Source organism: Flavobacterium sp. GW823-FHT06G12 (genome assembly GCF_058794775.1).
Window position 1 is genome coordinate 1,337,370 of record NZ_JBXAHE010000001.1, and the last position, 24,321, is coordinate 1,361,690.

Below are 24,321 nucleotides of genomic sequence, written 5' to 3' on the forward strand. Positions count from 1 at the left end.
AAACAAGAAATTGAAATTAAATAAGGTGGGTTTTAGAGCTTTTTTTCATAAGCTTTGAGCTTCAAACTTGAAACGAAAAGAAAACCCGACAAGATCATTGTCGGGTTTTATTGTTTTAAAATTGAGAAAGAAATTATCTTAAGGTTGCACCTAGTTCAGTTTCGAAAGTCTGTTGTAATTTAGACATAATTTTATCGATTTGAGCATCAGTTAATGTTTTAGTATTATCCTGAATAGTAAAACTTAAAGCATACGATTTTTTTCCTTCTGGTAATTTATCACCTTGGTAAACATCAAATAAGTTAACGTCTTTTAAAAGCGTTTTCTCCGTTTGTTTTGCCAAGTTAAAGATACTTTCGTAAGTCGTGCTTTGATCAATTAATAAAGCCAAATCTCTGCGAACTTCCGGATATTTAGGAATTTCAGTATACTTAATTTTTCCTGTGATGATTTTTAAAACCAAATCCCAGTTGAAATCTGCATAATAGACGTCTTGTTTGATACCGAAATGTTTTAAAATAGGTTTTTTAACCACACCCATTTCAACTAAAATATCGTTATTGTAAGTAATCGCAGTTCCTTCAGAATAAACATCTGATTGAACAGGAGCATTACCAATTTTTTCAATTCCTAAACGAGATAAAATCGCTTTTACATATCCTTTCAATAAGAAGAAATCTGTCGTTTTCTGCGCGCTTGTCCAGCTTTCTTTGTTTCTATTTCCAGAAACTAATAAAGAAAGGTGTTTATGCTCTTCATATCCGTTTAAATATTTGTGATATGTTTTTCCGAATTCAAATAATTTTAAATCCGAATTTTTTCTATTAATGTTATAAGAAACAGCTTCTAATCCAGAAAACAATAAAGACTGGCGAAGTGTTGCTAAGTCACTACTCAACGGATTAAGCATCGATACATTATGTTCTTCTTTTAATGAAGTCGATAACTTTGCATACGCTGCAGTTGTCAATGAGTTAGCCATCATTTCGTGGAAACCTTGCGAATTCAACTGAGAAGCAATTACGTTTTGTACTTTATAATCTTCTGTTCTTGGTGAATTTGCTACAGTAGCATTAAATTTCTTAGAGAAATTAATGTTGTTATAACCATAAACTCTCAAGATTTCTTCGATTACGTCAATTTCGCGCTGAACATCTACACGATATGCAGGAATCGTTAAGCCTAAACCGGTATCAGAAACGCTGTTTACTTTAATATCTAGAGAAACCAAGATTTTTTTAATCGTATCTTTTGGAATTTCCTGTCCGATAATTTTAGAAACATGGCTGAAATTCAATAAAACAGAAAAATCTTCTACTTTTTTAGGATAAACTTCTACAACATCAGAAGTAATTTTTCCGCCAGCAACTTCCTGAATTAAAAGTGCTGCACGTTTTAAAGCATATTCTGTAATTGTTGGATCAATTCCTCTTTCAAATCTAAAAGAAGCATCAGTGCTTAATTGATGTCTTTTGGCTGTTTTACGAATGCTTACCGGATCAAAATAAGCACTTTCTAAGAAAATAGATGTTGTTCCTTCAGAAACTCCAGATTTTTTACCTCCAAAAACTCCAGCAATACAAAGCGGACCTTTTTCGTCGCAAATCATTAAATCTTCTTTGTGAAGCGTTCTTTCAACATCATCAAGAGTCACAAATTTAGTTCCTTCAGTAGCTGTCTTTACAATAATTTTTCCGTTGATTTTGGCAGCGTCAAAAGCATGTAAAGGCTGTCCTAATTCATGTAATACATAATTAGTAACGTCAACAATATTATTTTTTGGAGTTAATCCGATAGCTTTTAAACGGTCTTGTAACCAGCTTGGAGATTCATGTACAGAAATTCCAGAAATAGTTACACCACAATATCTTGGAGCTAAATGATTATCTTCAACATTCACATCAATTTTTAGCGTACGCATGTCAACTCTAAAATTGCTTACAGAAGGAGTGATCAATTCTATGTTTACGCCACGCTGCAACATTCCCGCTCTTAAATCGCGCGCAGTTCCAAAATGACTCATAGCATCGGCACGGTTAGGTGTCAATCCAATTTCAAAAACTTCGTCATTTGCAATTTGAAAAACTTCAGAAGCAGGAGTTCCAGGAACTAAATCCTCAGCCAAAACCATAATTCCGTCATGGCTTGTACCTAAGCCTAATTCGTCTTCAGCACAGATCATTCCGTGGCTTTCTTGTCCGCGGATTTTTCCTTTTTTAATGGTAAATTCTGCGCCATCTTTATCGTATAGAACAGTTCCGATTGTTGCAACAGGCACTTTTTGTCCTGCAGCCACATTTGCAGCACCGCAAACAATTTGTACAGGAGCTTCTAAACCAATATTAACGGTGGTAACTTTCAATCTATCAGCATCAGGATGTTTTTCGCATGTTAGCACGTGTCCAACAACAACGCCTGCTAAACCTCCTTTTATTGACTCGTATTTTTCGACAACTTCAACCTCTAAACCTAAATCTGTTAGTAATTCAGAAGTCTGCTCAGATGTCCAATCTGTTTTAATAAATTGTTTTAACCAGTTGTAAGATATTTTCATTGTAGTTCTTTAATTCTTTGTATGAGGTTACAAATATAAGGATTGCGCGTTGGAGTAAGAAAAAATTGAGTAGTTTTTTCTAGTTGTTTTTAAATGACTGAAAAATGCTGTTTACTAATTATTTAGCAATTTATAGATTAAAATTTTGATAAATGATTATTATAAAAGACTAAAAAAAACGAATGTGTAATTTTTGTGCTACAAGATGAATGAATAATGCTATTCTGTTTCTTTTTATGAAACTAAATTTGGAGTAAATCAAAAAAAGAATATTATGAGCACCGCAGTAAAAAGACCTGAATTTAAGGCAAAATACGATAACTATATTGGTGGAAAATTTGTAGCGCCAATTAAAGGAGAATACTTTGATGTAGTTTCTCCAATTGATGGAAAAGTATTTACAAAAGCAGCACATTCTGGAAAAGAAGATCTCGAATTGGCTGTAGATACTGCTTATGAAGCATTTAAAACTTGGGGAAAAACTTCTGTGACCGAAAGGAGTATTTTACTAAATAAGATTGCACAAAAAATTGAAGACAATTTAGAATATATCGCTGCAGTTGAAACGGTTGATAACGGAAAACCAATCCGCGAAACACTTGCCGCAGATATTCCGTTGGCAATTGATCACTTTAGATATTTTGCTGGAGTTATTCGTGCAGAAGAAAGTTCGATAGCAGAATTGGATTCGCAGACGGTTTCTATCGCGTTAAGCGAACCTCTTGGTGTTGTGGCGCAGATTATTCCGTGGAATTTCCCGATTTTAATGGCAGTTTGGAAAATTGCTCCAGCTCTTGCAGCAGGAAATACAATTGTCTTGAAACCAGCAGAAAGCACGCCAATATCTATTATGGTTTTGATGGAATTAATTGGAGATATTCTTCCTCCTGGAGTTCTGAATATTGTAAACGGGTTTGGTGCCGAATTAGGGCGTCCGTTAGTAACCAATAAAAAGGTATCGAAAGCTGCATTTACGGGTTCTACCACTACAGGACGCTTGGTAATGCAATATGCGACAGAAAATATTATTCCGGTTACATTAGAATTGGGCGGAAAATCTCCAAATATTTTCTTTCCATCTGTGGCAGATCATGATGATGATTTCTTCGACAAAGCCGTAGAAGGTGCTGTATTATTTGCTTTAAACCAAGGTGAAATCTGTACTTGTCCGTCTAGATTATTAATTCATGAGGATATTTACGACAAGTTTATCAAAAAAGTAATTGAAAGAACTGAAGCCATTATTGCTGGAAACCCGTTAGATAAATCGACTATGATTGGTGCTCAGACTTCGATTGTTCAGAAAGAAAAAATCATGTCTTACATCAAATTAGGAAAAGAAGAAGGAGCAGAATTATTGACTGGAGGTGATGAAAATAAATTGGGTGGAGATTTAGAAGGTGGTTATTACATCAAACCGACTTTATTTAAAGGTCACAACAAAATGAGAATTTTTCAAGAAGAGATTTTCGGGCCTGTTTTGGCGGTTACGACTTTTAAAACTACCGAAGAAGCGATCGAAATTGCAAATGATACCATGTATGGTTTAGGCGCAGGAGTTTGGACACGTGATGCGCATGAAATTTATCAGGTTCCAAGAGCGATTCAGTCTGGTCGTGTTTGGATTAATCAATACCATTCTTATCCTGCAGGAGCTCCATTTGGAGGCTACAAACAATCTGGAATTGGCCGTGAAAATCATAAAATGATGTTGAGCCAGTATCGCCAAACCAAAAACATGCTGATTTCTTACGATAAAAAGAAATTAGGTTTCTTCTAAAAGAATATAAACTTGAGAATAGAAAGCTAAAAAGTTTTCTATTCTCTTAAAACCATAGAATTATGCTTCCAAAAACAATGAAAGCTGCGGTCGTTAGAGAATTTGGTTCTCTTCTACAAATTGAAGAAGTTGAAGTAAAACGCCCAGGTAGAAATGAAATTCTTGTAAAAGTAATTGCAAGTGGAGTGTGTCACACCGATTTACATGCTGTAGATGGGGATTGGCCAGTTAAACCTAAAATGCCTTTAATTCCAGGACATGAAGCTGTCGGATATGTTGTTGCAGTAGGACCAGAAGTTAAAAACGTAAAAGAGGGAGACGCTGTTGGCGTGCCTTGGCTTTACAGTGCCTGCGGAGGCTGTGACCACTGTATTACAGGTTGGGAAACACTATGCGAAAGTCAGCAGAATGGCGGTTACAGTGTAGATGGCGGATTTGCAGAGTATGTAATTGCAGATGCCAGATATGTTGGAATTCTGCCTTCAAATGTGAATTTTATAGAAATGGCTCCGATTTTATGTGCTGGTGTTACGGTTTATAAAGGATTAAAAGAAACTGAGGTGAAACCTGGCGAATGGGTAGCAATTTCTGGAATTGGAGGTTTAGGGCACGTTGCTGTGCAATATGCAAAAGCTATGGGAATGAATGTGGCGGCAATTGATATTGGAGATGATAAATTGGAACTGGCAAAAAAATTAGGCGCCGATTTGGTAGTAAATGCTAAAAAACAAAATCCTGGAGAATTCTTAAAGAAAGAAGTTGGTGGAATGCATGGGGCATTGGTTACCGCAGTTTCTCCAATTGCTTTCAAACAAGGGCTTGAAACATTGAGAAGAAAAGGTACAATGGCATTAAACGGACTTCCTCCAGGCAATTTTGATTTGTCTATTTTCGATACCGTTTTAAATAGAATCACCATTAGAGGGTCTATTGTAGGAACTCGAAAAGATATGAAGGAAGCAATTGAATTTGCTGTTGATGGCAAAGTCAAAGCAACAGTAACAACTTCAAAATTAGAAGATGTAAACACCGTTTTTGATAAAATGAAAAAAGGTGAAATAGAAGGAAGAATTGTGCTAGATATAGCACAGTCCTAAATAGTTGGTTATGTTAAAGCAGTAAAATCTTAATTGAGTTTACTGCTTTTTTTTTAATTTTTATAGCGATGATTAAACGAATTGATGCCACAGAAAAAGCAGTCGAACTGATTAATATTCTAAAAGAAAAACACGGTGATTTAATGTTTTACCAGGCTGGAGGATGTTGCGAAGGCACACAGCCGCAGTGTTTTGAAAAAGGAGGTTATTATCAGCGAACTGGAGATGTTTGTATTGGTAAAGTTGAAGATGTTGAATTTTGGGTAGACAAAGATTTATTTGAATATTGGAAACATGCGCACTTTACTCTTACTGTTATTGACGCATTTGGAGTAGGAGGTTTTTCTCTAGAAACTCCATTAAAAAAGACTTTTCAAATAGAATATAGAATTTTTACTCCCGAAGAAGAGAAGGATTTAGAGCCGATTACAAGAATTGAATGAGGTTTCAAGTTTCAGGTTTGAAGTTTCAAGTTGAAAAACTTAGAATCTTAGTAACTTAGAACCTTAGCACCTTTAATTAATATACAGTAACTGATACTGCTTTGGTGTTATTCCTTCGTATTTTTTGAATAATCTAATAAAGTAGTTGGCATCTTCGAAACCAGCCAAATAACAAACCTCGTTGATTTGAAGGGTCGGATTCTTCAATAAGTTTTTGGCACATTTTATTTTTTCATTCAAAATATATTCAATTGGACTCATTCCGAGTTCGCGTTTAAAGAAACGGTAGAAAGAAGTTGTACTCATACAAGCTTTTTCGCTAAGCGATTTCAAACTTATATTCTCCTTCAAATTCTGTTTGATATATTCTGTAACCTCTTTAATTGGATTATTGTTTTCAAGAAATTTTCCTTCATTTAGAGATTTTACAGTCTGCGTTTGAATAATTCTGATTAATAATTCTTTTAAAGTCAGATCGGCAAAAATATCTTTGGTGATCGATGTGCTCATGCATTCTTTAATGAGCTTATTAATCGTCGCAGCCATTTCGACATTATTGTAAAAGAAATAATTCTGGTAGTTTAACTGCCAGTACATGTTATTTCCTTCTTTCGGATATTGTTCATTTAAGAAGTTTAAGATTTCTAGAATCTTAGATTGATCAATAGCCAATGCCAAACATTGAGTTGGGTTACTTTTGGAGGCTTCCGGAAAGTCAATTTTCATTTCTACGTTTGAAGGAACAAGTACTGTTTCCCCAGGCAGATATTCAAATTCAGGATCATCAAAAAGATGCATTACTTTTTTGCCTCTAAGCATGCTGGTCACCACTAAATCGTTAAATTTTAACGGAACCATTTTAGTCGATTCGTAGGTTTCAAACAAATTTAATTCACAATGATTCAAATTGTAAATAGTTCTATTTTCGACAAGAGTCTTTAATGATTTTTCTTGCGATAATTGGAGCGGATTGACTAAGAATCGTTGATTGTTCATTAAATTTTGTTTTTAGTGGAGATTCTAAATTTAATGAAAATAAAGATATAAACGGCAGATTTAACGTTTTATTAAATCAGTTCTTCAACGTGTTTTTTGATGTTTTCAGAAATCTTTCTTGTTGGAAGATCATTCTCATCATTTCCAAACGGATCTTCAATTTCTTCGGCAATAAGTTCTAAACTTGCCAAAACATAAAAGATAAAAACCACCACAGGCGCAACTAAATATCCTAAGCTAACAGAATACCCAAACGGAAGTGTCATGGTATAAAAGAAGATGAATTTCTTTATAAAAGCACTGTAAGAGTAGGGAATAGGTGTGTTTTTAATACGCTCACAAGCTCCACAGATATCTGTAAAAGCAACTAATTCTTCATTTATGGTAATAAGTTGATCGCCAGAAATTTTTCCAGCATCATATAAATCGTTGATTTTATGATACATTATCCTTTTTAACTGATTTGGTTTGTGTTTGTGATGGTCAATTTCCAAATCAACATCTTCAAAAAGTTGTTTGCTGGTTTCTTCGTCTTTTAAATGGATGTTCAGAATTTCAGCATACATCGGAATAAATTTTCTAAAAAACTTTCTGTCATTTTCGTCTTTCAAAATTGCCGAAAGTTTTATAGCTAGATTACGGCTGTTATTTACAAGTCCGCCCCAAAGTTTTCGGCCTTCCCACCATCTGTCATAAGCCGTATTTGTTCTAAAAACCAGCAAAAGCGAAATCACAAATCCAAGCATACCGTGCATCATCGGAATGTTATAAATATAATCGTTTTTGGTTACCTTAAAATACTGAAGTTCAAGATAGCATACAATTGTGGCATATATTCCAATTGCAATCATAATCGTAAACAGTTTTCGAACGGTATCCGATTTATGAAAATGAAAAATAAAGGTGAACCAGTCTTTGGTATTGTATGTAATCATTGAAGTATGTTTTGAAACAAATTTAAATTAAAAAAATATTCTGCTGTGTGTAAAATAGAAAAATATTCAGCACCGAGAATTATGGATGATTTGAGATCATACAAACAGCATTTTTTCTTTAAAAATGTTTGCTAACATTAAAAAAAATCTGCCAAATCTGCTAAATCTGCGAGAGAAAAATAGCTCGCAGATTTAGCAGATTCGGCAGATCATATTTGATTTTTAAGAGGAAAATTAAAAATTAATATTTCCTGCTAATTCTTTTAAGGCAATTTCAGATAATTTTGCTTCGTATTGTGCATTACTGTAACGCACTTTTGCATTGACATAATTTAGCTGAGCAGTTCTAAAATCGAGTGTTGTAATGGTTCCGATTTTAAATTTGTCTAATGTGATTTCCAAATTCTGTCTGGCAATAGCTTCGTTGTTTTCTTCTAAACCAATCAATTCCAAATTGGTTAAATACGTTTGAAAAGCAGTGCTTAATTGCGTATTTAAAATCGTGTTTTGCTGTTCTATGGCAATTTGTGAATTCTCTATCTGTAATTTGGCTACTTTCTCATTACGATGCTGATTAAAACCATCAAAAATGTTCATAGAAGCATTAAAACCATAATTTAAACCCTTTGAAGACGTTTCGCTGGTAAAACCTAAACTAGACTGGCTTTCAGAGAAATTATATCCCGAAGTTAATCTTAAAGTAGGATAACGGTCTGCTTTTACTTGTTTGAGTTGTAATTCAGCTATACGTTTATTAATAATCTGCGATTCTAAACCTGGATTTTGTTTCTGAGCCAAATCCATTAAATCTGCTAAAATCAATTTATTGTCCACTTTTACTTCATCTGTAACCTTGAAGTCAATTTTTGGGTCACGCGCTAAATATTGGTTCAATAAAATTTTGCTATTGGCATACGTTTCTTTTTGTCTTAGCAAAGCCACTTGATCAGAATTTAAGTCAACTTGTGCATTTAAAACTTCTAATTTTGAAGCCTTCCCGATACTAAAACGGTTTTTAGCCAAAGTCAGACGCTGGTTCGAAATTACAATTGTGGTGTCTAATGCCGAAAGCTGTTGCTGTTGCTGAACCAAATCGTAATAAGCAGAGTTTACCTGAGCAATTTTAAGCAAAATCGTTCTTTTAAGTTCTGCATCGCCCAGTTTTTGAAGCTCTTTTAACTGGTCTAGTTTGGCAAACATTTTCATTCCGTCAAAAACGGTCCAGCCTAAACTAACACCGTAATTTAAACTGTTATTTTTGGCATTATTCAATGTCGTTGATGTACCATCTTGACGTACTTGTGTTGAATTCGTAAGATTGTTATTGTCTGTAATACTTGCCGTTGCAGTTGGCAACATTCCTGCATTTCCAATGGTAACGTTTGTTTCGTTTATTTTGGAATTGTTTTTGGCAATTTTAATCTCAAAATTATTTTCCAAAGCTATGGTCATAGCTTGTTCAATAGTAAGAACTTCCTGTGCCTTTGTCTGAATTGCACAAAAAAGCAGGATAAGTACTGTACAATATATTTTTTTGATATTCATATTCGTTTTCTTTAACCAAAAAGTATATTTCTGGTTTTTATTTAATGCTTTCTCTTTCGTATTCGTCAATATGGTCAAATTCTGGATAATGCTTTCTTGCTCTTGACCACATAAAATAAATTGCAGGAATTACAAAAAGCGTTAAAGCCAATGAAAAGATCGTTCCTCCCACAATTACAACTCCCATACCAATTCTACTAGTCGATGCCGCTCCAAGAGAAAGTGCAATTGGAAGTGCTCCTAAAGCAATGGCTAAACTTGTCATTAAAATTGGACGTAAACGCGCTTCTGAAGCTTCTAAAATAGCTTCTAATTTTGGTTTTCCTTGTTCTCGTAACTGATTGGCAAATTCTACAATCAAAATACCGTTTTTGGTTACCAGACCAATTAGCATTACCGTACCAATCTGACTGAAAATATTCCATGACTGATTGAATAGCCATAATGAGAATAAAGCTCCCGCTACCGCCATTGGAACTGTCAAAATAATAATAAACGGATCTATAAAACTTTCAAACTGTGCCGCTAGAATCAAGAAGATTAACAATAAAGCCAATCCGAAAGCAAAAGAAGTATTAGAACTACTTTCTACGAAATCTCGTGATTCTCCAGCTAAATCTGTTGTGAAGCTTTCGTCTAAAACTTTAGCTTTTATTCTATTCATTTCATCAATTCCGTCACCCATACTTTTTCCAGGTGCCAAACCAGCCGAAACAGTTGCAGACATGTATCTATTGTTGTGATATAATTGCGGTGGATTACTTTGCTCGTAAACGTTTACTACGTTATCCATCTGAATCAATTCACCATTTTTGTTTTTTACAAACATAGAAGTCAAATCCAAAGGTTTAGATCTGTCTTTTTGGTCAAACTGTCCAATTACCTGATATTGTTTTCCATTTTTGATAAAATAGCCAAAACGCTGTCCGCTTAAAGAAAGCTGTAAAGTTTGTGCTATGTCAAGAATTGAAATTCCTAAACTTTCTGCTTTAGCGCGGTCAATGGTAACATTGACTTCTGGCTTGTTAAATTTCAGGTTTACATCTGTTGTAGAAAAGACATCGCTTTTGGCTACTTCATTCATAAAAACAGGAATTTTTTCTCTTAACTTATCAAAGTTTGGAGCCTGAATAATGTATTGTATTGGTAAGCCTCCACGTCTGTTAACGGCAATTGTAGGCTGCTGAATTACCGCTATTTTAGCATCAGGATATCTCTTTGTCCATTTGCTTAATTTATCTGCAATTTCTTTTTGAGATCTGGTTCTTTCGTCTGGTTCTTTTAATGAAAGCCTCACAAAACCTGAGTTGGTTGCAGAACCTCCAGATCCTCCAGCAGTAATTACTAAACTAACCTTTTTTTCAGGGATTGAATCGTCAACAAGTTTTGAAATTTCTTGCATAAAACGATACGTATAATCATAAGAAGAGCCTTCTGGCGTGGTCATACGCATGGTAACAGAACTTCTGTCATCATAAGGCGCTGTTTCTTTTGGAAGAATCGTAAAGAATAAATAAATAATTCCAAAACAAGCAATTAAAATAGGAAAGCTGATCCATTTTTTGTCCATGAATTTTGCTAATGATTCAGCATAACTGCTGTTCATTTTTTCAAAAAATGGCTCAGTTTTAATATAGAATTTTGATTTCTTTTGTTCGCCACCTTTCATTAAATAGGCATTTAACATTGGTGTTAAAGTCAAGGAAACAAAGGCTGAAATCAATACTGCAGCTCCAATTACAACTCCAAATTCTCTAAAGAGTCGGCCAACAAAACCTTCTAAGAAAATTACTGGCAAAAATACCGCTGCTAAAGTAACAGAAATGGATATAACAGCGTAAAAGATTTCATTAGAACCTTTAATGGCTGCTTCGATAGGAGACATTCCTTCTTCGACCTTTTTGAAAATATTTTCAGTTACAACAATTCCGTCATCCACAACAAGTCCTGTTGCAAGCACAATAGCAAGAAGGGTTAGTACATTTATAGAGAAACCAAAAAGCCACATAATGAAGAATGTAGCAATTAACGATACAGGAATATCAATTAATGGTCTGAAAGCAATTGCCCAGTCTCTAAAAAACAAATAGATAATAATAATTACCAGAACGATTGATATTCCTAAAGTTTCGGCAACCTCCAATACAGATTTCTTTACAAATTGCGTGTTATCAAGCGCAATATTAAGTTTAATGTCTTTAGGTAAATCTTTTTTTAAGGCTTCAAATTTTTTGTAGAATTCAGCTGAAATATCCAGATAATTGGCTCCTGGCATTGGAACAATAGCCATTCCAATCATTGGAAGCCCAGAAGACATCAAAGAAGTCTCTATATTCTCCGGACCTAATTCGGCACCGCCTACATCACTAAGCCTTACGATTTTATCGCCATCTGTGCGAATGATAATATTGTTGAATTCTTCTGGTTTAGAAAGATTTCCAACCGTCTTTACAGTTAATTCGGTATTGTTTCCTGTTAATTTACCAGATGGCAGTTCGACGTTCTGAGCATTTAATGCATTTCTCACATCGGCAACTGTACACTTATAAGCATTTAGTTTTACAGGATCTATCCATAGACGCATTGCATAGCGTTTTTGCCCCCAAATTTGCACGCCACTTACGCCTGGAATGGTTTCCAAACGTTGAGAAATAACATTTTCGGCATAATCGCTTAATTCTAAAGAGCTTCTGCTGTCACTTTGAACCGTCATCGAAATAATAGATTCGCTATCTGCATCGGCTTTAGAAACAACTGGTGGGGCATCTATATCTTGTGGAAGATTTCTAATTGCTTGCGAAACTTTGTCTCGAACATCATTAGCCGCTTCCTCTAAATCCTTATCTAAATTAAACTCGATTGTAATGGTACTGCTTCCTTGGTTACTGGATGAAGTAATATTTCGAATTCCATCAATCGCATTTACGGCTTTCTCAAGAGGTTCTGTAATTTGAGATTCAATAATATCAGAATTGGCACCTGTATAATTGGTACGAATAGATACCTGTGCAGGGTCAATAGAAGGAAATTCTCTAACTCCTAAAAAAGTATAACCAATAAAACCGAATAAAATAATTAGTAAATTCAGTACTATGGTTAAAACAGGTCTTTTTATACTTGTAGTTGATAAACTCATGTGTGATTTTAGATTTTAGATTGTTGATTTTAGATTTCAGATTTATTGCTAAATCTTGACTACCATCTTTAAATCTATATTCAAGTCTTTCGACTTTTGACTTTTGGCTTTAGAACTATTTTACTTGAACTTTAATAGGAGCTTCGTCTTTTAAAGACATAACACCGCTTGTAATCAAAGTGTCTCCCGGTTTTAACCCTGATAGAATTAAGATAGAAGAATCTGTTCTTGTTGTTGCATCAACCATTACTTCTTTTGCTTGTCCGTTATTGGCAATAAATACTTTTTTACCGTCTTGAATTGGAATAATCGCTTGAGAAGGAACTACAATAGCATCTTTAATAATGTTTAAAGGCAATTTAATATCGGCAAAAGTTCCAGGGAAAAGTTTTCCATCGGTATTATCAGCCAAAGCACGAATTTGAAGTGTACGTGTAGCAACGGCAACTTCTGGTTCGATGGCATAAATTTTTGCATTGTATGTTTTATCTGAACCAGAAACTTTAAAATCGATTACCGATCCTGATTTTACTTCTGAAGCATATTTTTCTGGAATAGAAAAAGTGATTTTTAGTTTATTGGTATTAACCAATTTTGCTACTAAAACAGTAGGAGTGATGTAAGTTCCTGGAGAAATATTGCGCAAACCAATTTTTCCTGAAAAAGGAGCTCTTACAGAAGTTTTAGAAATTTGCGCTCTAATTAATTGGCTTTGCGCTTGAGCAGAAGCAAGATCGGCTTTGGCAACGTCTGCTTCTTCCTGACTAATTGCTTCTTTTTGAAGCAATAATTTTGCTCTTCTTGCATTTTCGGCAGCTAATTCTTCTCTAGTTATAGCCTGTCTTAATTGTGCTTTTAGTTCGATATCGTTTACTTTCAAAAGCACTTGTCCTTTTGATACATTGGCGCCTTCGTTAAAGAATATTCCTTCCACAATTCCTGAAACCTCACTATGAATTTCAATTTGCTCATTTGCTTCAATAGATCCTGATAATGCAAGATTATTGTCAAAAGTGGTTGTTTTTATTACGATTCCATTAACAGTTGTTGGAGATTTTTTGTCGTTGAATTTTTTGGAGTCGTCGTTTTTACCCTTATTAGAAATAATTCTATAGGTAATAAAACCTCCAATTGTAATAATTAAAAGGGTGTAAATGAGGTGTTTTACTTTCATAAAATTGAAGTGAATATAGATTTTAGGTTTGTGTTTTTAGTAAGCTTACAAATTTAACTTTTTGGTGCGAAATCGAAAGCTGTTGGCTTTTATTTAACATTTGTATGTACAAAGGTTTGCATTTAGACTACAGTTGGGGCAAAAGGTTTAATTGAAGGTTAAATTTTTTTTCAAAAAAATAACAGGGTTTCTGTTGGGAAAACACATTGTTTCTTGCCTTAGAAAAAAAATAAGCTTTTTGTCTGATTTTTTTTGCACTTTATCGATTTTATTTGTAACATTGATACGTTAAACAAAATGATCGGATTTTTCAGAATTGCTATAAGTTTTATATAGTATTACTGTTAAAAAATGTAAGTAGAAGTTGTTTTTTTTGTTTTTTTACAGAATATAGCTAGATGTTATATTAACAAGTGTTTATTCTTTGTTGTTTAAATAATAAAAAAATGATTTATATGAAGAAAAAATTACTTCTAACTTTATGGTTCGCATTTTTACTTCTTTCAATTGGTTATTTGTTTTGGCAGAACGAGTTTAAATACAGTTTGCCGACTCCAATACCAAAGAATTATCACGCTATTGCCATGGGATCAAAAATTGATTTAGGACCATGCTGTGCATTTGACAATAGACCCATCTTTATACATTTTTTCAATCCCGAATGTCCATGTTCGCGATTCAACGTGCCTCATGTAAGTGCTTTGATTAAAAAATACGGAGATCAGATCAATTTTAAAATTGTTGTTTTAAACAAACAGAAAAATTTTACGATTGATGAGATTCAACAAAAGTTTGATGCTAAGATTCCCGTTTACTTTGATGAAGCAATTGCTAAAAAATGTGGTGTTTTCTCTACACCTCAGGCCGTTTTGCTAGATCAGTCGCACAATTTATATTACAGAGGCAATTACAATAAAACTAGATATTGTACAGATACTAAAAGTAATTATGCCCAAATGGCGATAGATTCTCTTCTTGGCAGAAAAGACAACCACAACCCATCTTTTAATGCTTTAGCTCTTAGAGCTTACGGATGCTCATTACCAAAATGTACTAAATAACTATTTCCAAAAACCTAAATCTAAATTCCCATGAAAACAAAAGCTAGCTTAAACGAACAAGATTATCTGCACAGTTTTATGTCTACAATGACACAAAAATCAGATACAATTATTAATTATGTACTTGCGGTATATTTTCTTCTCGGTATCGGATTGTCTTTTAAATACGATACTTTCGAAATTGGCGTTGGAGTCGGAACACTGAATCTTTTGATGTATTACTCAGCAAAATTTTTCATGAAAAACTCCAAATTTTATCAATATGTTTTGTCTGTAGTTCTGGCTATTTTTATGGCACAATACATTTACCAAATGCACGGAATGTTCGAAATGCATTTTACTGTGTTCATTGCAAGTACAATCTTGATTATTTACCAGAATTGGAGACTTCAAATTCCACTGACTTTATTGGTTGTACTGCATCATGCAGGATTGGCGTATCTTCAAAACTTTATCTATAATGATGCAAATGGGCTTCAGGTTTATTTCTCGCAAGTAAATTTTGATATGGAGACCTTAGTAATCCATACCGTTTTAGCTACTGTAGTATTTTTTATGAACGGATATTGGGCGTATTATTTTAAAGAGCACAGTGAAAATCATATCTCAAAAATTTCAGATGAATATGAGCTGGAAAACATGAAGTTAGCTTCAGCAAAATACAGCTCAATGTCAGCTACAAAAGATTATAACGATTTTATACATAGAACAACTTTAGACTTAAAGCTTCCTGTGAATTCAGTTTTAAAACTTATTGATGTTTCAAAAGGGCATACAGACAATGACAAATTGCTTACTTATCTTGAAATGATGAGAGAAAGTGCCAAGAAAATTGATGATTTAGTTAATGATATTCATGTAAAATCTACAAACACCAGAAGTTAGAAAAATTAATTTCCGATTAGAAACGGAACCAGCCCCCAAAATAATATTAATTTTTTAAGCCTGTTATATGTTTAAGTATGATTTACCAACTGCAGTTCCTACGCTGCATAATCTAAAAAAAATTATTGATGATTTTTTGAATGAAAGCATTACATTAAATTCAATCGAAAAAATTGGCGCTCAATCTGAATTTGAAATAGAAGTAAGAGAAATTTTTAAAAACTATAGAGGTAATTCTCATGTTTACGATCTTGATTTTCAATATAAAAAACTAATACAGATTATGACTGACATTCATAATCTTAATCTCGCTGTTAACAATCAGATTCCAGAATGGTTGGAAAATGAATTAGAAACGGTTTTCCGTAAAATCAGAAATATTCTGCTTGTTTTGGAGATAGAATTAAATTGAGAATTGTTTAAGGATTCATTTTATATACTTAATTGAACTGTAGATTAATTTAATTGTAAAATTTATGGATACCAGATTAAACCGTCCGACACCTTCTGATAGAGAAGTTGATTGGAATAAGAATAAAGTGCTGCTTAGTAAAACTGACAAAAAAGGAACCATTTTATATGCCAATGAAGACTTTATAGATGTTTCTGGTTATGATGAATTTGAACTTGTAGGTCAGCCTCACAATATTGTGCGACATCCAGACATGCCAAAAGTGATTTTTAAATTCTTATGGGACAGTATTAAATCCAGTGAGAACATTCATGTTATCATAAAAAACATGGCAAAAACTGGACGATATTATTGGGTAGTAACTGATTTTAAAATTGTTGCGGACACAGATGGTGAAATTGTAGGTTTCTTTGGAACTAGAAAATCGGTTCCAAATGATATTATCGTGAAATTTATTGAGCCTTTGTACAAAAAGCTTTTGCAGATTGAAGAAACCAGTGGTTTGCATGCTTCTGAAGAATATCTTGTAGGTTTTCTAGAAGAAAGAAAGAAAACCTACATGGAATACATCGATCATTTGATTGCGACAGGCAAGGATGATAAAAATAAAGTTAGCAAAGGCTTATTTAGTGGTCTTTTTGAGAAGAAAAATGACGCAAAAAAGTAACAACAGCTTATATACTTCATTGTGTCTGATAAAAAATATTCACCCCTTAAATTTGTTCCCCCAGCAAAACTAAATCACATGAATATGAGGCTCAATGAAGTATTTTTTTTTAAGATGCTAAGGTTCTAAGATTCTAAGACGCTTAGCTTTTTAGTTTAAAAGTAGAAAGGTTCAAAGGTTAATTAATTAACCTTTGAACCTTTCTTTTTAAGGATTTTAGAACCTTAGCATCTTAGTATCTTAGAATCTTAGAACCTTAGAGTCTTAGTATCTAGCTAATATAATTCCAAATATTCTTCTTCTTGGTCATTTCAATGAAAATTGCTCTTAGAATAGCATTTTCAGGTTTCTGAAGCGCAGAATCTTCTTTTAAGATTTTCATGGCATAATTTCTAGCCAAAGAAAGAATTTCTCGATCCTTTACAATATCTGCAATTTGAAGATTTAAAACACCGCTTTGCTGAGTCCCCATCATGTCGCCTGGACCACGAAGTTTTAAATCTACTTCGGCAATTTCGAAACCATCATTGGTCTGAACCATTGTTTCCATTCTGGTTTTGCTATCAGAGCTTAATTTATGTCCTGTCATTAAGATACAATAACTTTGTTCAGCGCCACGACCAACACGTCCGCGCAGCTGGTGCAATTGCGAAAGCCCAAATCTTTCGGCACTTTCAATAATCATTACACTAGCGTTTGGTACGTTTACGCCAACTTCGATAACCGTTGTAGCTACCATAATATTGGTTTTTCCTTCTGAGAAACGCTTCATTTCAGAATCTTTATCAGCTGGTTTCATTTTTCCGTGAAGAATGGAAATTGAATATTGAGGAAGTGGAAAATCGCGAGAAATACTCTCATAGCCATCCATTAAATCCTTATAATCCATTTTTTCTGATTCCTGAATTAGCGGATAAACGATATAAATCTGTCTTCCTTTTGCAATTTCATCTCGAAGAAATTTCCAGACTTTCAATCTATTGCTGTCAAAACGATGCACGGTCTGAATTGGTTTTCTTCCCGGAGGTAATTCATCAATAACGGAAATATCCAAATCGCCATATAAGCTCATTGCCAAAGTTCTCGGGATAGGAGTGGCAGTCATGACTAAAACGTGTGGCGGAATATCATTTTTCTTCCACAGTTTAGATCTTTGCTCTACACCAAAACGATGCTGTTCATCAATTACAGAAAGGCCTAAATTCTGAAATTTTACTTTATCTTCTAATAAGGCATGAGTTCCGATCAAAATTTTAAGTTCTCCGTTTTCCAGTTCTTCATGAATAATTTTTCTTTCAGAAGTTTTGGTAGAACCCGTTAATATTCGGATATTGATATTTAATGTTTTAGCAAACTCAGACAAACCAAGAAAATGCTGATTGGCCAAGATTTCTGTTGGTGCCATTAAACAAGCCTGAAAACCATTGTCAATTGCCAAAAGCATGCTCATAAAGGCAACAATCGTTTTTCCTGAACCAACATCTCCTTGAAGCAAACGGTTCATTTGGGCATTGCTTCCCATATCGGTTCTGATTTCCTTAATCACTCTTTTTTGAGCATTAGTCAAATCAAAAGGCAAATGATTTTTATAAAATTCATTAAAAAGTTCGCCCACTTTGTCAAATGGATGTCCTTTTATTTTATGTTTTCGAATAAGATTTTTAGTAATTAATTGCAACTGAATAAAAAACAATTCTTCAAATTTTAATCTGAACTGTGCTTTCGCTAAAATTTCAGCGCTTTTCGGAAAATGAATATTAAATAATGCCGCACGTTTCGGAATCAGTTTTAATTCTTCGATTAAAAAAGGAGGAAAGGTTTCGGTAAAAAGCGCCTGAGTTTCTAAGAATAGTTGCTCCATCATTTTATTAATGGTGCGGTTTGAAATACCTTTATTAGCTAAAGCTTCTGTTGAAGGATAAACAGGTTGCATAGCGGAACGTAAGCTTCTTTCATGTTCACTTAATAATTCAATTTCAGGATGCGCCATACTAAATTGGCTTCCGTACAGCGAACATTTTCCAAAAATCACCAAAGTTTCATTTAGCTTTAAGCTTTCGCGAATCCACTTATGGCCTTGAAACCAGTTTAAGTCAATTTGCCCAGTATCATCAACAAAAGTTGCTACTAGACGTTTTTTGTTTTTGGCAAATTCAACAGTTTTAATATGAATGATTTTTCCAATAATCTGAACTTCAGAACCTGTATTTTGCAATTCGTTAATCTTGTAATAACGCGTTCTGTCAATATATCGATTTGGAAAAAAATTGACTAAATCTCCATATTTATGAATACCCAATTCCTTACGAAGTAACTGGCCGCGACTAGGACCAACACCTTTTAAGTATTCTATTGGAGTTTCTAGAAGATTATTAGACATTCGAAAATTTAGATTTTATAGAGCCAAGAATAAAAGAGTCAAGAAGAAAGGAAAAAGAGAAAGTATATTCAATATTTCTTTCTTTTTGACTCTTTTTATTTAGAAAAGCGAAGATAGATTTTAATTAGGAATTTTGAAAATGAATTGTTGCTTTCAAGTCTTTGAATATTAAGTTATCGTTAAGCTGTAAAATAAAGACGCAACTATTTTAAGCAAGTAAACTCTTATTAATAGTTAACAATCAAAAACTATAAATATGAAAAAAATTGGACTTTTAATTGTAATTCTCATTTCTCTTATTTCCTGTTCTGACAGCGACGACAAATCATCTGAAAGTTATATTGGTAAATGGACTTTAATAAGAATGGGCAGTAATAATCCTGCGGCAAATTCTATAGATATTTTAGAATGGGAGGAATCTTATATTTTTAATTCTAATAACACATTTTCTAAAACAAGAAAAAGAGATGGAAAAACTACAACCATTTCAGGAACTTATTCTGTAATGAAAACGACAGATCAAACAAAGTTTGAGTTAAGTTATAGTGCTCAAAGTGATATAATTGGTTCTTGTACTGCGTTAAAGGAGAATCTATATATTATTAACGATATTGGAAGTTTGTATAGTGCTTGGAGCATATGTGACGGACCATTATTGGTATATGATAAGAAATAATTTTTAAATGCTTACTAATTCAATTTTAAAGCTCCGTTTTTAACGGAGTTTTTATTTTTTATCGTCAGTAAAATTTTAATAAAAAAAGATAATTGCTAGATTTGTTCAAACATTCAAATTATAAGCCCAAATTATGATTAAAGAAGAAAAAGTTCCTTTTGAAACTATGGTGTTTTCAGGTATTACATTCAAAGTAATTAACCGACACGAAGCGCACAATATTATTGGAGATTTAACCGATTTCAAAAATCAGAAAATTTATAATGTTTTTGAAGACACTTGGCGTTTTCCTGATTATGAAGAAAATCCTATATTTCTATTAGCAGAAGATGATGTAGAAATGGATTTATTTGAAATGGATTTTAGCACGGAAGAACATTCTCATATTTTCATCTTAGGATTTATTTTTAAAGGAAATCTAACGGTTTCAAAATTGATTAGCTCTTATGATACAGACAATTCTCCTGCTTTAATTGTTTTAGGAAAAACAACAACAGTCAATATTAATTTGTTTGGCAGTGTTCATTATTTAGGTGGCGGTTTGCAATGTGATACACTTGCTGGAGAGTATAATCATGGAGAGCTTTTTGTAAAAGGAGATGTTACGGCCTGGCTGATTTATAGTGATGATATGCTGTTTCATTTTGAGCGTTTTACAAATGTTCAAGCAATTATAAGTGCTAACAGACCCGATGTTTTGATTTGCAGCAATGTACAAGATACCGACGGATCTATTATAACTGTTGAAAATTACCTGCCTTCAACGCATAAATTATCTGATATTGTCGAAGATTCTTTTGTTGAGAATTCAGATTATAACGAAGAAATATTAGGCAATAATTATCTTGATGTCTTCAAAGAAGGACTTTCAATTTTAGATTACGATAAAAAAGAGAAATATTCTTATGCTGATTTCCGTAATCAGTTTATTAATATGATTGAAGCTTTATCTGATAATGAGGAATTAAAGGAAAACGGAAAAATCGTTAGACATATTTCGGGAATAACTTATTTGTTTATTCCTTTTGATTATGAAGGGAAGAAATACAGCCAGATTTCAGAAGAAATTTCCAATGGTTTTAACATCAGAATGCGTGCTTTATGGTGTCATGATGATGAAGAAATTATGATTATTCTGGAATATCTTGATGAAAATGGAGATCCAAAATACCAATGGATGAATGACGAAAATGCGCAAGGAATTGAATTTTTCTGCGTAAAAAATGCTGTCATGAAAACTTTTGAAATATTAATAACTCCAGAAGTCGAAGATGAAGATGACGACGAAGACGAAGATGAAAGAGAATATGCAGACTATGACAACAGTTTTTCATTAGAAGAATTTGCAGTTCAATTTGGTCATTATAAATTGCCCGAAGATTTAGTAAAACTCTATGAATTTGAACAAGAATATGGAGTAGAAACGTATTCTGAATGTTTTGGGCTCACTATTACTAATGATAAAACAGGAATAAAAACTTGGTCTGAGGAAGAAGAATTTTATAATAGTTTTATCGAATTTGCGGGTGCAAATGGTTCAGGAAGTTCGTATGCATATTGGCTTATTGATGAAGATTTGAATAATTGTCCAATTGTAGTTTTTGGAGACGAAGGCGGAGTTCATATTGTGGCAGAAAATACTAAGAAATTGATTCAGCTTCTGACTCTTGACACTGAAATTTCTGTTGACTTTGATAAAGCGTATTTCTATCAAGATGAGGAATATTATGAAGAAAGCGAAAACAAAGAAGAATTTAAAGATTGGGTTAAAAATCAATTTAATCTAGAAGCAATAGAATCTAACGAAGATGCAGATGAAATTGTAGAAGAGGCACAAAGAAAGTATAAACAAAAGTTTAACGACTTTTTAGTAAAGTTTGGCATTGAAATCAGTGAAGAAGATGAATAGTGTTTTTTATCTTTGAATAAAAATTAGGAATAAATGAAAACACATTTAGCGCTTTTACGAGGCATTAATGTTTCTGGACATAATATGATGAAAATGGAAGCTTTGAAAGCAATGCTGGAGAATCTTGGTTTTTTAAATGTTCGAACGTATCTGCAATCTGGTAATGTCTTTGTAGACAGCGAAGAAGAAGCTTCAAAGGTTGGTTTTATGATCAAACAGGAAATCTTTAAGGTTTTTGGACACGAAGTTCCTGTTGTAATGATTACCAAAGAAAATCTACAATCTTGTTTTGCTAATAATGCATTCTTAAAAGAGAAAGATCTTGATACAAAAAAACTTTATGTTGCTTTTGTATCAATGGCATTAAAAAAGGAAAGTATAAACGATTTGAAAATCAGTCAGTTTAAACCAGACGAAGCAAGTATTGATGAAAATAGGATTTTTATTAAATATGCCGTTGGTGCAGGAAAAACGCGTTTTGATCAAAAATACATCGAGAAAAAATTAAATGTAACAGCAACAATTCGAAACTGGAATACGGTTACAAATTTGCTTAAAATGTATGAAGAATAATGAAAAAGTATTTTTTTATAATGTTTGTTTTTGCAATGAGTTTAAGTTCTACAATTTACGCTCAGGATACAAAAACGGTTGCAGAAGATTTTAATGTATTCTTTAAAAAATTCAATGAAGATCAAAAGTTTCAAATCAGCAGAGTTATTTTTCCTTTAAAATACAAGGCAAACAATGAAGATTTTGAATTGTTAGATTACACAATGACAAAAGAGAAATATAAAGTTCTTCGTCTCAATAATAAGGCTGATGAGAAATATTTAAAACGTACATTGTCAGTAAAGAAAAGCAAAGCTACTCTTGAAGAGCGCGGGCTAGATAGCGGAATTTATATTGACTATGTTTTTGAATTGAAAGATAATAAATGGTTCCTTAAAACTTTTGTCGATCAATCGACTTAATGTTAATCTCGAATCCATTTTTGCATAGCTGGAAAAGGCATTTTTTGTTCTTTTTCAGCTTTTTCATTTCCAAGACATAATTCCATCCATTCTAAAAGCGGCAATCCGATATAATTTCCCGAAGTAAAATTGTTGATAAACCATTCAGAACTCCCTTTATACCCGTGTGGATGGAATACAAATTCAGCAGGAAATTGTAAATGATGCAGTGCAGCGTATGACCATAAAATAGCCGCAATTTCGTCACCTTGAGTTGGCCAGTCTTTAGAGATTTGATCAGAACCAACCAGTTTTCTTTCTGCAGGAATTGTTACCGCAAGATGACCCGCTTCATGTAAAATATCTCCTGGATATAGCAATTTTTCATAATCGATATAAATACAATTAGGCCCTAAATCTAAACCAGGTAAAAAGGTTTCTCCAAGCTTTTTTTCAATAATTTCAATACCAATTTCTTTCAAAAAGAATACTACTTTTTTTACTTCATCATTTTCTTTAAAAGCCATGTTAGTTTGTTTTTAAAATGTTTTTCTTGATGTAAATGGTGTCTGCGCTATAAAAAGCTCCTTTTTTCATGCCACCGCCAAAAGGCTGCATAAATTGAATATTTTGAGATTCGTAACCTTCTTTTTTAATCGCTTCATTCACTGCCAAAGTTGGTGCTTCGAAACCAAAAAGTGTAAATTGACGATAACGCTTTTCAGCTACTAAAAAATAACCGTTTGATTGACTTGAAGTCTCGCCAACTTTACAATTTTCGATAGGCTGTTTAGTTTCTGAATCGTAAATATAGCCACTAATTTGTGGCCTTTTGCATCTGCTGACTAAGCAGCTTTGCAAAAAGAAAGAAACTAGAATTAAAAAGATGAGATTATACAAGAACTTCATTTATTTTTTGATTAAATCACAATACCAAAATCCAAAATCAAAAGCGGTTTCATCATTGGTATCGCAGGCTTTGTTAGACGAATCTTCCTTTTCTGGTTTTTCATATTTTCGATACACAATTTCACCAATTTCAAAATCAATTGGTTTTGAAAATATAGGACCGTCGAAAGTAAAGGTATGAAATTCACCGTTTTCTCCGCAAACATCTACATTTTCAGGCAAATCATTTATAAAATCTTGATCGATAACTCTTCCGACAAAACTTTTGTCTAGATATTTTTCGTTGACACAAACCAAAATGGTTTTGAAGCCTAGCAAAATAAATTCCTGAATTAAGTCTTGAGTTGGAATTTTCCAAATTGGGAAAACTCCTTTAAGTCCAATTTTAGCCAATTGATTTTCACGATACTCACGCAAATCTTCCAAAAAAATATCTCCAAAAATAGAATAACGTATTCCGTTCTGTTTCAACTCAGTTAAAGTTTTGGTCATAACTTGCTCATAAACTTCCATCGTTGGCATTTCTGGAACTTCAAGAATTTTTAAAGGAATTCCAATGCTTTCGGCTTGGTTCTGCAATAATTCAAGACGAATTCCGTGCATCGAAATACGCTGATATTGCTTGTTAACGCTTGTCAATAAACATTCAATTTTAAAATCTTTATTTTGAAGTATTTTATATAAAGCAAGAGCAGAATCTTTTCCGCTGCTCCAGTTAAATAAGGCTTTTTGAGGTGTAGACACAATTTGGCAGTTTTATATGGTAAACTTACAAAATTCGTTCTATTTGTAAAGGAAACCTTTGTAAC

21 protein-coding genes are annotated in these 24,321 nt (G+C 33.2%); 11 read left to right on the plus strand and 10 right to left on the minus strand.

The features are described from left to right. Positions 1-133 precede the first annotated feature (133 nt). Complete coding sequence (gene pheT / locus AC1Q5Z_RS05715) at positions 134-2,554, minus strand: phenylalanine--tRNA ligase subunit beta (RefSeq protein ID WP_492444040.1); 2,421 nt, start codon at positions 2,552-2,554, stop codon at positions 134-136. 274 nt (positions 2,555-2,828) lie between these two features. On the opposite strand from pheT, the gene AC1Q5Z_RS05720 reads away from it, so the two are divergent. From AC1Q5Z_RS05720 to AC1Q5Z_RS05730, 3 genes are all read left to right on the plus strand, one after another. After that, positions 2,829-4,334: an aldehyde dehydrogenase family protein gene (locus AC1Q5Z_RS05720; RefSeq protein WP_198855753.1), complete on the plus strand. Its 1,506-nt coding sequence runs from the start codon at positions 2,829-2,831 to the stop codon at positions 4,332-4,334. Between the two features lie 62 nt (positions 4,335-4,396). After that, positions 4,397-5,431 (plus strand): alcohol dehydrogenase AdhP, encoded by a 1,035-nt coding sequence (adhP, locus tag AC1Q5Z_RS05725; protein WP_492444041.1) that lies wholly within the window; start codon positions 4,397-4,399, stop codon positions 5,429-5,431. 68 nt (positions 5,432-5,499) lie between these two features. Further along, the gene (locus AC1Q5Z_RS05730) at positions 5,500-5,874 is read left to right on the plus strand and encodes a DUF779 domain-containing protein (protein WP_343544187.1); all 375 of its coding nucleotides are present in this window, start codon (positions 5,500-5,502) and stop codon (positions 5,872-5,874) included. 72 nt (positions 5,875-5,946) lie between these two features. On the opposite strand, the gene AC1Q5Z_RS05735 is transcribed toward AC1Q5Z_RS05730, so the two are convergent. The 5 genes from AC1Q5Z_RS05735 to AC1Q5Z_RS05755 all read right to left on the minus strand — a co-directional run bounded on the left by AC1Q5Z_RS05735 (position 5,947) and on the right by AC1Q5Z_RS05755 (position 13,660). Then, positions 5,947-6,870, minus strand: a complete 924-nt coding sequence (locus AC1Q5Z_RS05735; RefSeq protein WP_492444042.1) for an AraC family transcriptional regulator — start codon at positions 6,868-6,870, stop codon at positions 5,947-5,949. Positions 6,871-6,941: 71 nt separating this feature from the next. Next, on the minus strand, positions 6,942-7,805 hold the full coding sequence (locus tag AC1Q5Z_RS05740) for a bestrophin family protein (RefSeq protein WP_198855749.1): 864 nt from the start codon (positions 7,803-7,805) through the stop codon (positions 6,942-6,944). 234 nt (positions 7,806-8,039) lie between these two features. After that, positions 8,040-9,350 carry a TolC family protein gene (locus tag AC1Q5Z_RS05745; RefSeq protein WP_286969350.1) on the minus strand — a complete coding sequence of 437 codons (1,311 nt, stop codon included), beginning with the start codon at positions 9,348-9,350 and terminating at the stop codon, positions 8,040-8,042. Positions 9,351-9,387: 37 nt separating this feature from the next. Continuing rightward, positions 9,388-12,486 (minus strand): efflux RND transporter permease subunit, encoded by a 3,099-nt coding sequence (locus AC1Q5Z_RS05750; RefSeq protein WP_492444043.1) that lies wholly within the window; start codon positions 12,484-12,486, stop codon positions 9,388-9,390. Between the two features lie 115 nt (positions 12,487-12,601). Further along, a complete protein-coding gene (locus AC1Q5Z_RS05755) occupies positions 12,602-13,660 on the minus strand; it encodes an efflux RND transporter periplasmic adaptor subunit (RefSeq protein WP_198855746.1) in 1,059 nt (352 codons plus the stop codon). 455 nt (positions 13,661-14,115) lie between these two features. Here AC1Q5Z_RS05755 and AC1Q5Z_RS05760 point away from each other — a divergent pair, with 455 nt between their 5' ends. The 4 genes from AC1Q5Z_RS05760 to AC1Q5Z_RS05775 all read left to right on the plus strand — a co-directional run bounded on the left by AC1Q5Z_RS05760 (position 14,116) and on the right by AC1Q5Z_RS05775 (position 16,685). After that, on the plus strand, positions 14,116-14,721 hold the full coding sequence (locus AC1Q5Z_RS05760; RefSeq protein WP_198855745.1) for a TlpA family protein disulfide reductase: 606 nt from the start codon (positions 14,116-14,118) through the stop codon (positions 14,719-14,721). A gap of 30 nt (positions 14,722-14,751) precedes the next feature. Beyond that, positions 14,752-15,606 (plus strand): hypothetical protein, encoded by an 855-nt coding sequence (locus tag AC1Q5Z_RS05765; protein ID WP_278021721.1) that lies wholly within the window; start codon positions 14,752-14,754, stop codon positions 15,604-15,606. Between the two features lie 67 nt (positions 15,607-15,673). Next, a complete protein-coding gene (locus AC1Q5Z_RS05770) occupies positions 15,674-16,018 on the plus strand; it encodes a hypothetical protein (RefSeq protein ID WP_286969355.1) in 345 nt (114 codons plus the stop codon). 64 nt (positions 16,019-16,082) lie between these two features. After that, complete coding sequence (locus AC1Q5Z_RS05775; RefSeq protein ID WP_198855742.1) at positions 16,083-16,685, plus strand: PAS domain-containing protein; 603 nt, start codon at positions 16,083-16,085, stop codon at positions 16,683-16,685. 271 nt (positions 16,686-16,956) lie between these two features. Here the strand turns inward: AC1Q5Z_RS05775 and recG are convergent, their stop codons facing one another. After that, positions 16,957-19,065: an ATP-dependent DNA helicase RecG gene (gene recG / locus AC1Q5Z_RS05780; RefSeq protein WP_343588283.1), complete on the minus strand. Its 2,109-nt coding sequence runs from the start codon at positions 19,063-19,065 to the stop codon at positions 16,957-16,959. Between the two features lie 256 nt (positions 19,066-19,321). On the opposite strand from recG, the gene AC1Q5Z_RS05785 reads away from it, so the two are divergent. The 4 genes from AC1Q5Z_RS05785 to AC1Q5Z_RS05800 all read left to right on the plus strand — a co-directional run bounded on the left by AC1Q5Z_RS05785 (position 19,322) and on the right by AC1Q5Z_RS05800 (position 22,624). After that, on the plus strand, positions 19,322-19,741 hold the full coding sequence (locus AC1Q5Z_RS05785) for a hypothetical protein (protein WP_492444044.1): 420 nt from the start codon (positions 19,322-19,324) through the stop codon (positions 19,739-19,741). Between the two features lie 133 nt (positions 19,742-19,874). Next, positions 19,875-21,650, plus strand: a complete 1,776-nt coding sequence (locus tag AC1Q5Z_RS05790; RefSeq protein ID WP_492444045.1) for a hypothetical protein — start codon at positions 19,875-19,877, stop codon at positions 21,648-21,650. A gap of 33 nt (positions 21,651-21,683) precedes the next feature. Next, entirely contained in the window at positions 21,684-22,223 is a 540-nt protein-coding gene (locus tag AC1Q5Z_RS05795) for a DUF1697 domain-containing protein (protein ID WP_198855739.1), read from the plus strand. Continuing rightward, a complete protein-coding gene (locus tag AC1Q5Z_RS05800) occupies positions 22,223-22,624 on the plus strand; it encodes a DUF4348 domain-containing protein (protein WP_278021716.1) in 402 nt (133 codons plus the stop codon). Before AC1Q5Z_RS05795 ends, AC1Q5Z_RS05800 begins: the two co-directional genes overlap by 1 nt. Positions 22,625-22,626: 2 nt before the next feature. On the opposite strand, the gene AC1Q5Z_RS05805 is transcribed toward AC1Q5Z_RS05800, so the two are convergent. Genes AC1Q5Z_RS05805 through AC1Q5Z_RS05815 form a run of 3 tightly spaced genes read right to left on the minus strand, consistent with a single transcriptional unit; the run spans position 22,627 to position 24,256 of the window. After that, entirely contained in the window at positions 22,627-23,130 is a 504-nt protein-coding gene (locus AC1Q5Z_RS05805) for a hypothetical protein (protein WP_343588290.1), read from the minus strand. A gap of 1 nt (position 23,131) precedes the next feature. After that, complete coding sequence (locus AC1Q5Z_RS05810) at positions 23,132-23,512, minus strand: hypothetical protein (RefSeq protein WP_492444046.1); 381 nt, start codon at positions 23,510-23,512, stop codon at positions 23,132-23,134. Further along, positions 23,513-24,256 (minus strand): Dph6-related ATP pyrophosphatase, encoded by a 744-nt coding sequence (locus AC1Q5Z_RS05815; protein WP_343588294.1) that lies wholly within the window; start codon positions 24,254-24,256, stop codon positions 23,513-23,515. Positions 24,257-24,321: the final 65 nt, after the last annotated feature.

Bases quoted from the DNA above. Each gene is read 5' to 3' on its own strand.
- AC1Q5Z_RS05740 (WP_198855749.1), bottom strand. From the start codon at position 7,805: ATGATTACATACAATACCAAAGACTGGTTCACCTTTATTTTTCATTTT.
- AC1Q5Z_RS05755 (WP_198855746.1), bottom strand. From the start codon at position 13,660: ATGAAAGTAAAACACCTCATTTACACCCTTTTAATTATTACAATTGGA.
- recG (WP_343588283.1), bottom strand. From the start codon at position 19,065: ATGTCTAATAATCTTCTAGAAACTCCAATAGAATACTTAAAAGGTGTT.
- AC1Q5Z_RS05765 (WP_278021721.1), top strand. From the start codon at position 14,752: ATGAAAACAAAAGCTAGCTTAAACGAACAAGATTATCTGCACAGTTTT.
- AC1Q5Z_RS05735 (WP_492444042.1), bottom strand. From the start codon at position 6,870: ATGAACAATCAACGATTCTTAGTCAATCCGCTCCAATTATCGCAAGAA.
- AC1Q5Z_RS05810 (WP_492444046.1), bottom strand. From the start codon at position 23,512: ATGAAGTTCTTGTATAATCTCATCTTTTTAATTCTAGTTTCTTTCTTT.
- AC1Q5Z_RS05730 (WP_343544187.1), top strand. From the start codon at position 5,500: ATGATTAAACGAATTGATGCCACAGAAAAAGCAGTCGAACTGATTAAT.
- AC1Q5Z_RS05760 (WP_198855745.1), top strand. From the start codon at position 14,116: ATGAAGAAAAAATTACTTCTAACTTTATGGTTCGCATTTTTACTTCTT.
- pheT (WP_492444040.1), bottom strand. From the start codon at position 2,554: ATGAAAATATCTTACAACTGGTTAAAACAATTTATTAAAACAGATTGG.
- AC1Q5Z_RS05720 (WP_198855753.1), top strand. From the start codon at position 2,829: ATGAGCACCGCAGTAAAAAGACCTGAATTTAAGGCAAAATACGATAAC.
- AC1Q5Z_RS05795 (WP_198855739.1), top strand. From the start codon at position 21,684: ATGAAAACACATTTAGCGCTTTTACGAGGCATTAATGTTTCTGGACAT.
- AC1Q5Z_RS05745 (WP_286969350.1), bottom strand. From the start codon at position 9,350: ATGAATATCAAAAAAATATATTGTACAGTACTTATCCTGCTTTTTTGT.
- AC1Q5Z_RS05790 (WP_492444045.1), top strand. From the start codon at position 19,875: ATGATTAAAGAAGAAAAAGTTCCTTTTGAAACTATGGTGTTTTCAGGT.
- adhP (WP_492444041.1), top strand. From the start codon at position 4,397: ATGCTTCCAAAAACAATGAAAGCTGCGGTCGTTAGAGAATTTGGTTCT.
- AC1Q5Z_RS05770 (WP_286969355.1), top strand. From the start codon at position 15,674: ATGTTTAAGTATGATTTACCAACTGCAGTTCCTACGCTGCATAATCTA.
- AC1Q5Z_RS05805 (WP_343588290.1), bottom strand. From the start codon at position 23,130: ATGGCTTTTAAAGAAAATGATGAAGTAAAAAAAGTAGTATTCTTTTTG.
- AC1Q5Z_RS05775 (WP_198855742.1), top strand. From the start codon at position 16,083: ATGGATACCAGATTAAACCGTCCGACACCTTCTGATAGAGAAGTTGAT.
- AC1Q5Z_RS05750 (WP_492444043.1), bottom strand. From the start codon at position 12,486: ATGAGTTTATCAACTACAAGTATAAAAAGACCTGTTTTAACCATAGTA.
- AC1Q5Z_RS05785 (WP_492444044.1), top strand. From the start codon at position 19,322: ATGAAAAAAATTGGACTTTTAATTGTAATTCTCATTTCTCTTATTTCC.
- AC1Q5Z_RS05800 (WP_278021716.1), top strand. From the start codon at position 22,223: ATGAAAAAGTATTTTTTTATAATGTTTGTTTTTGCAATGAGTTTAAGT.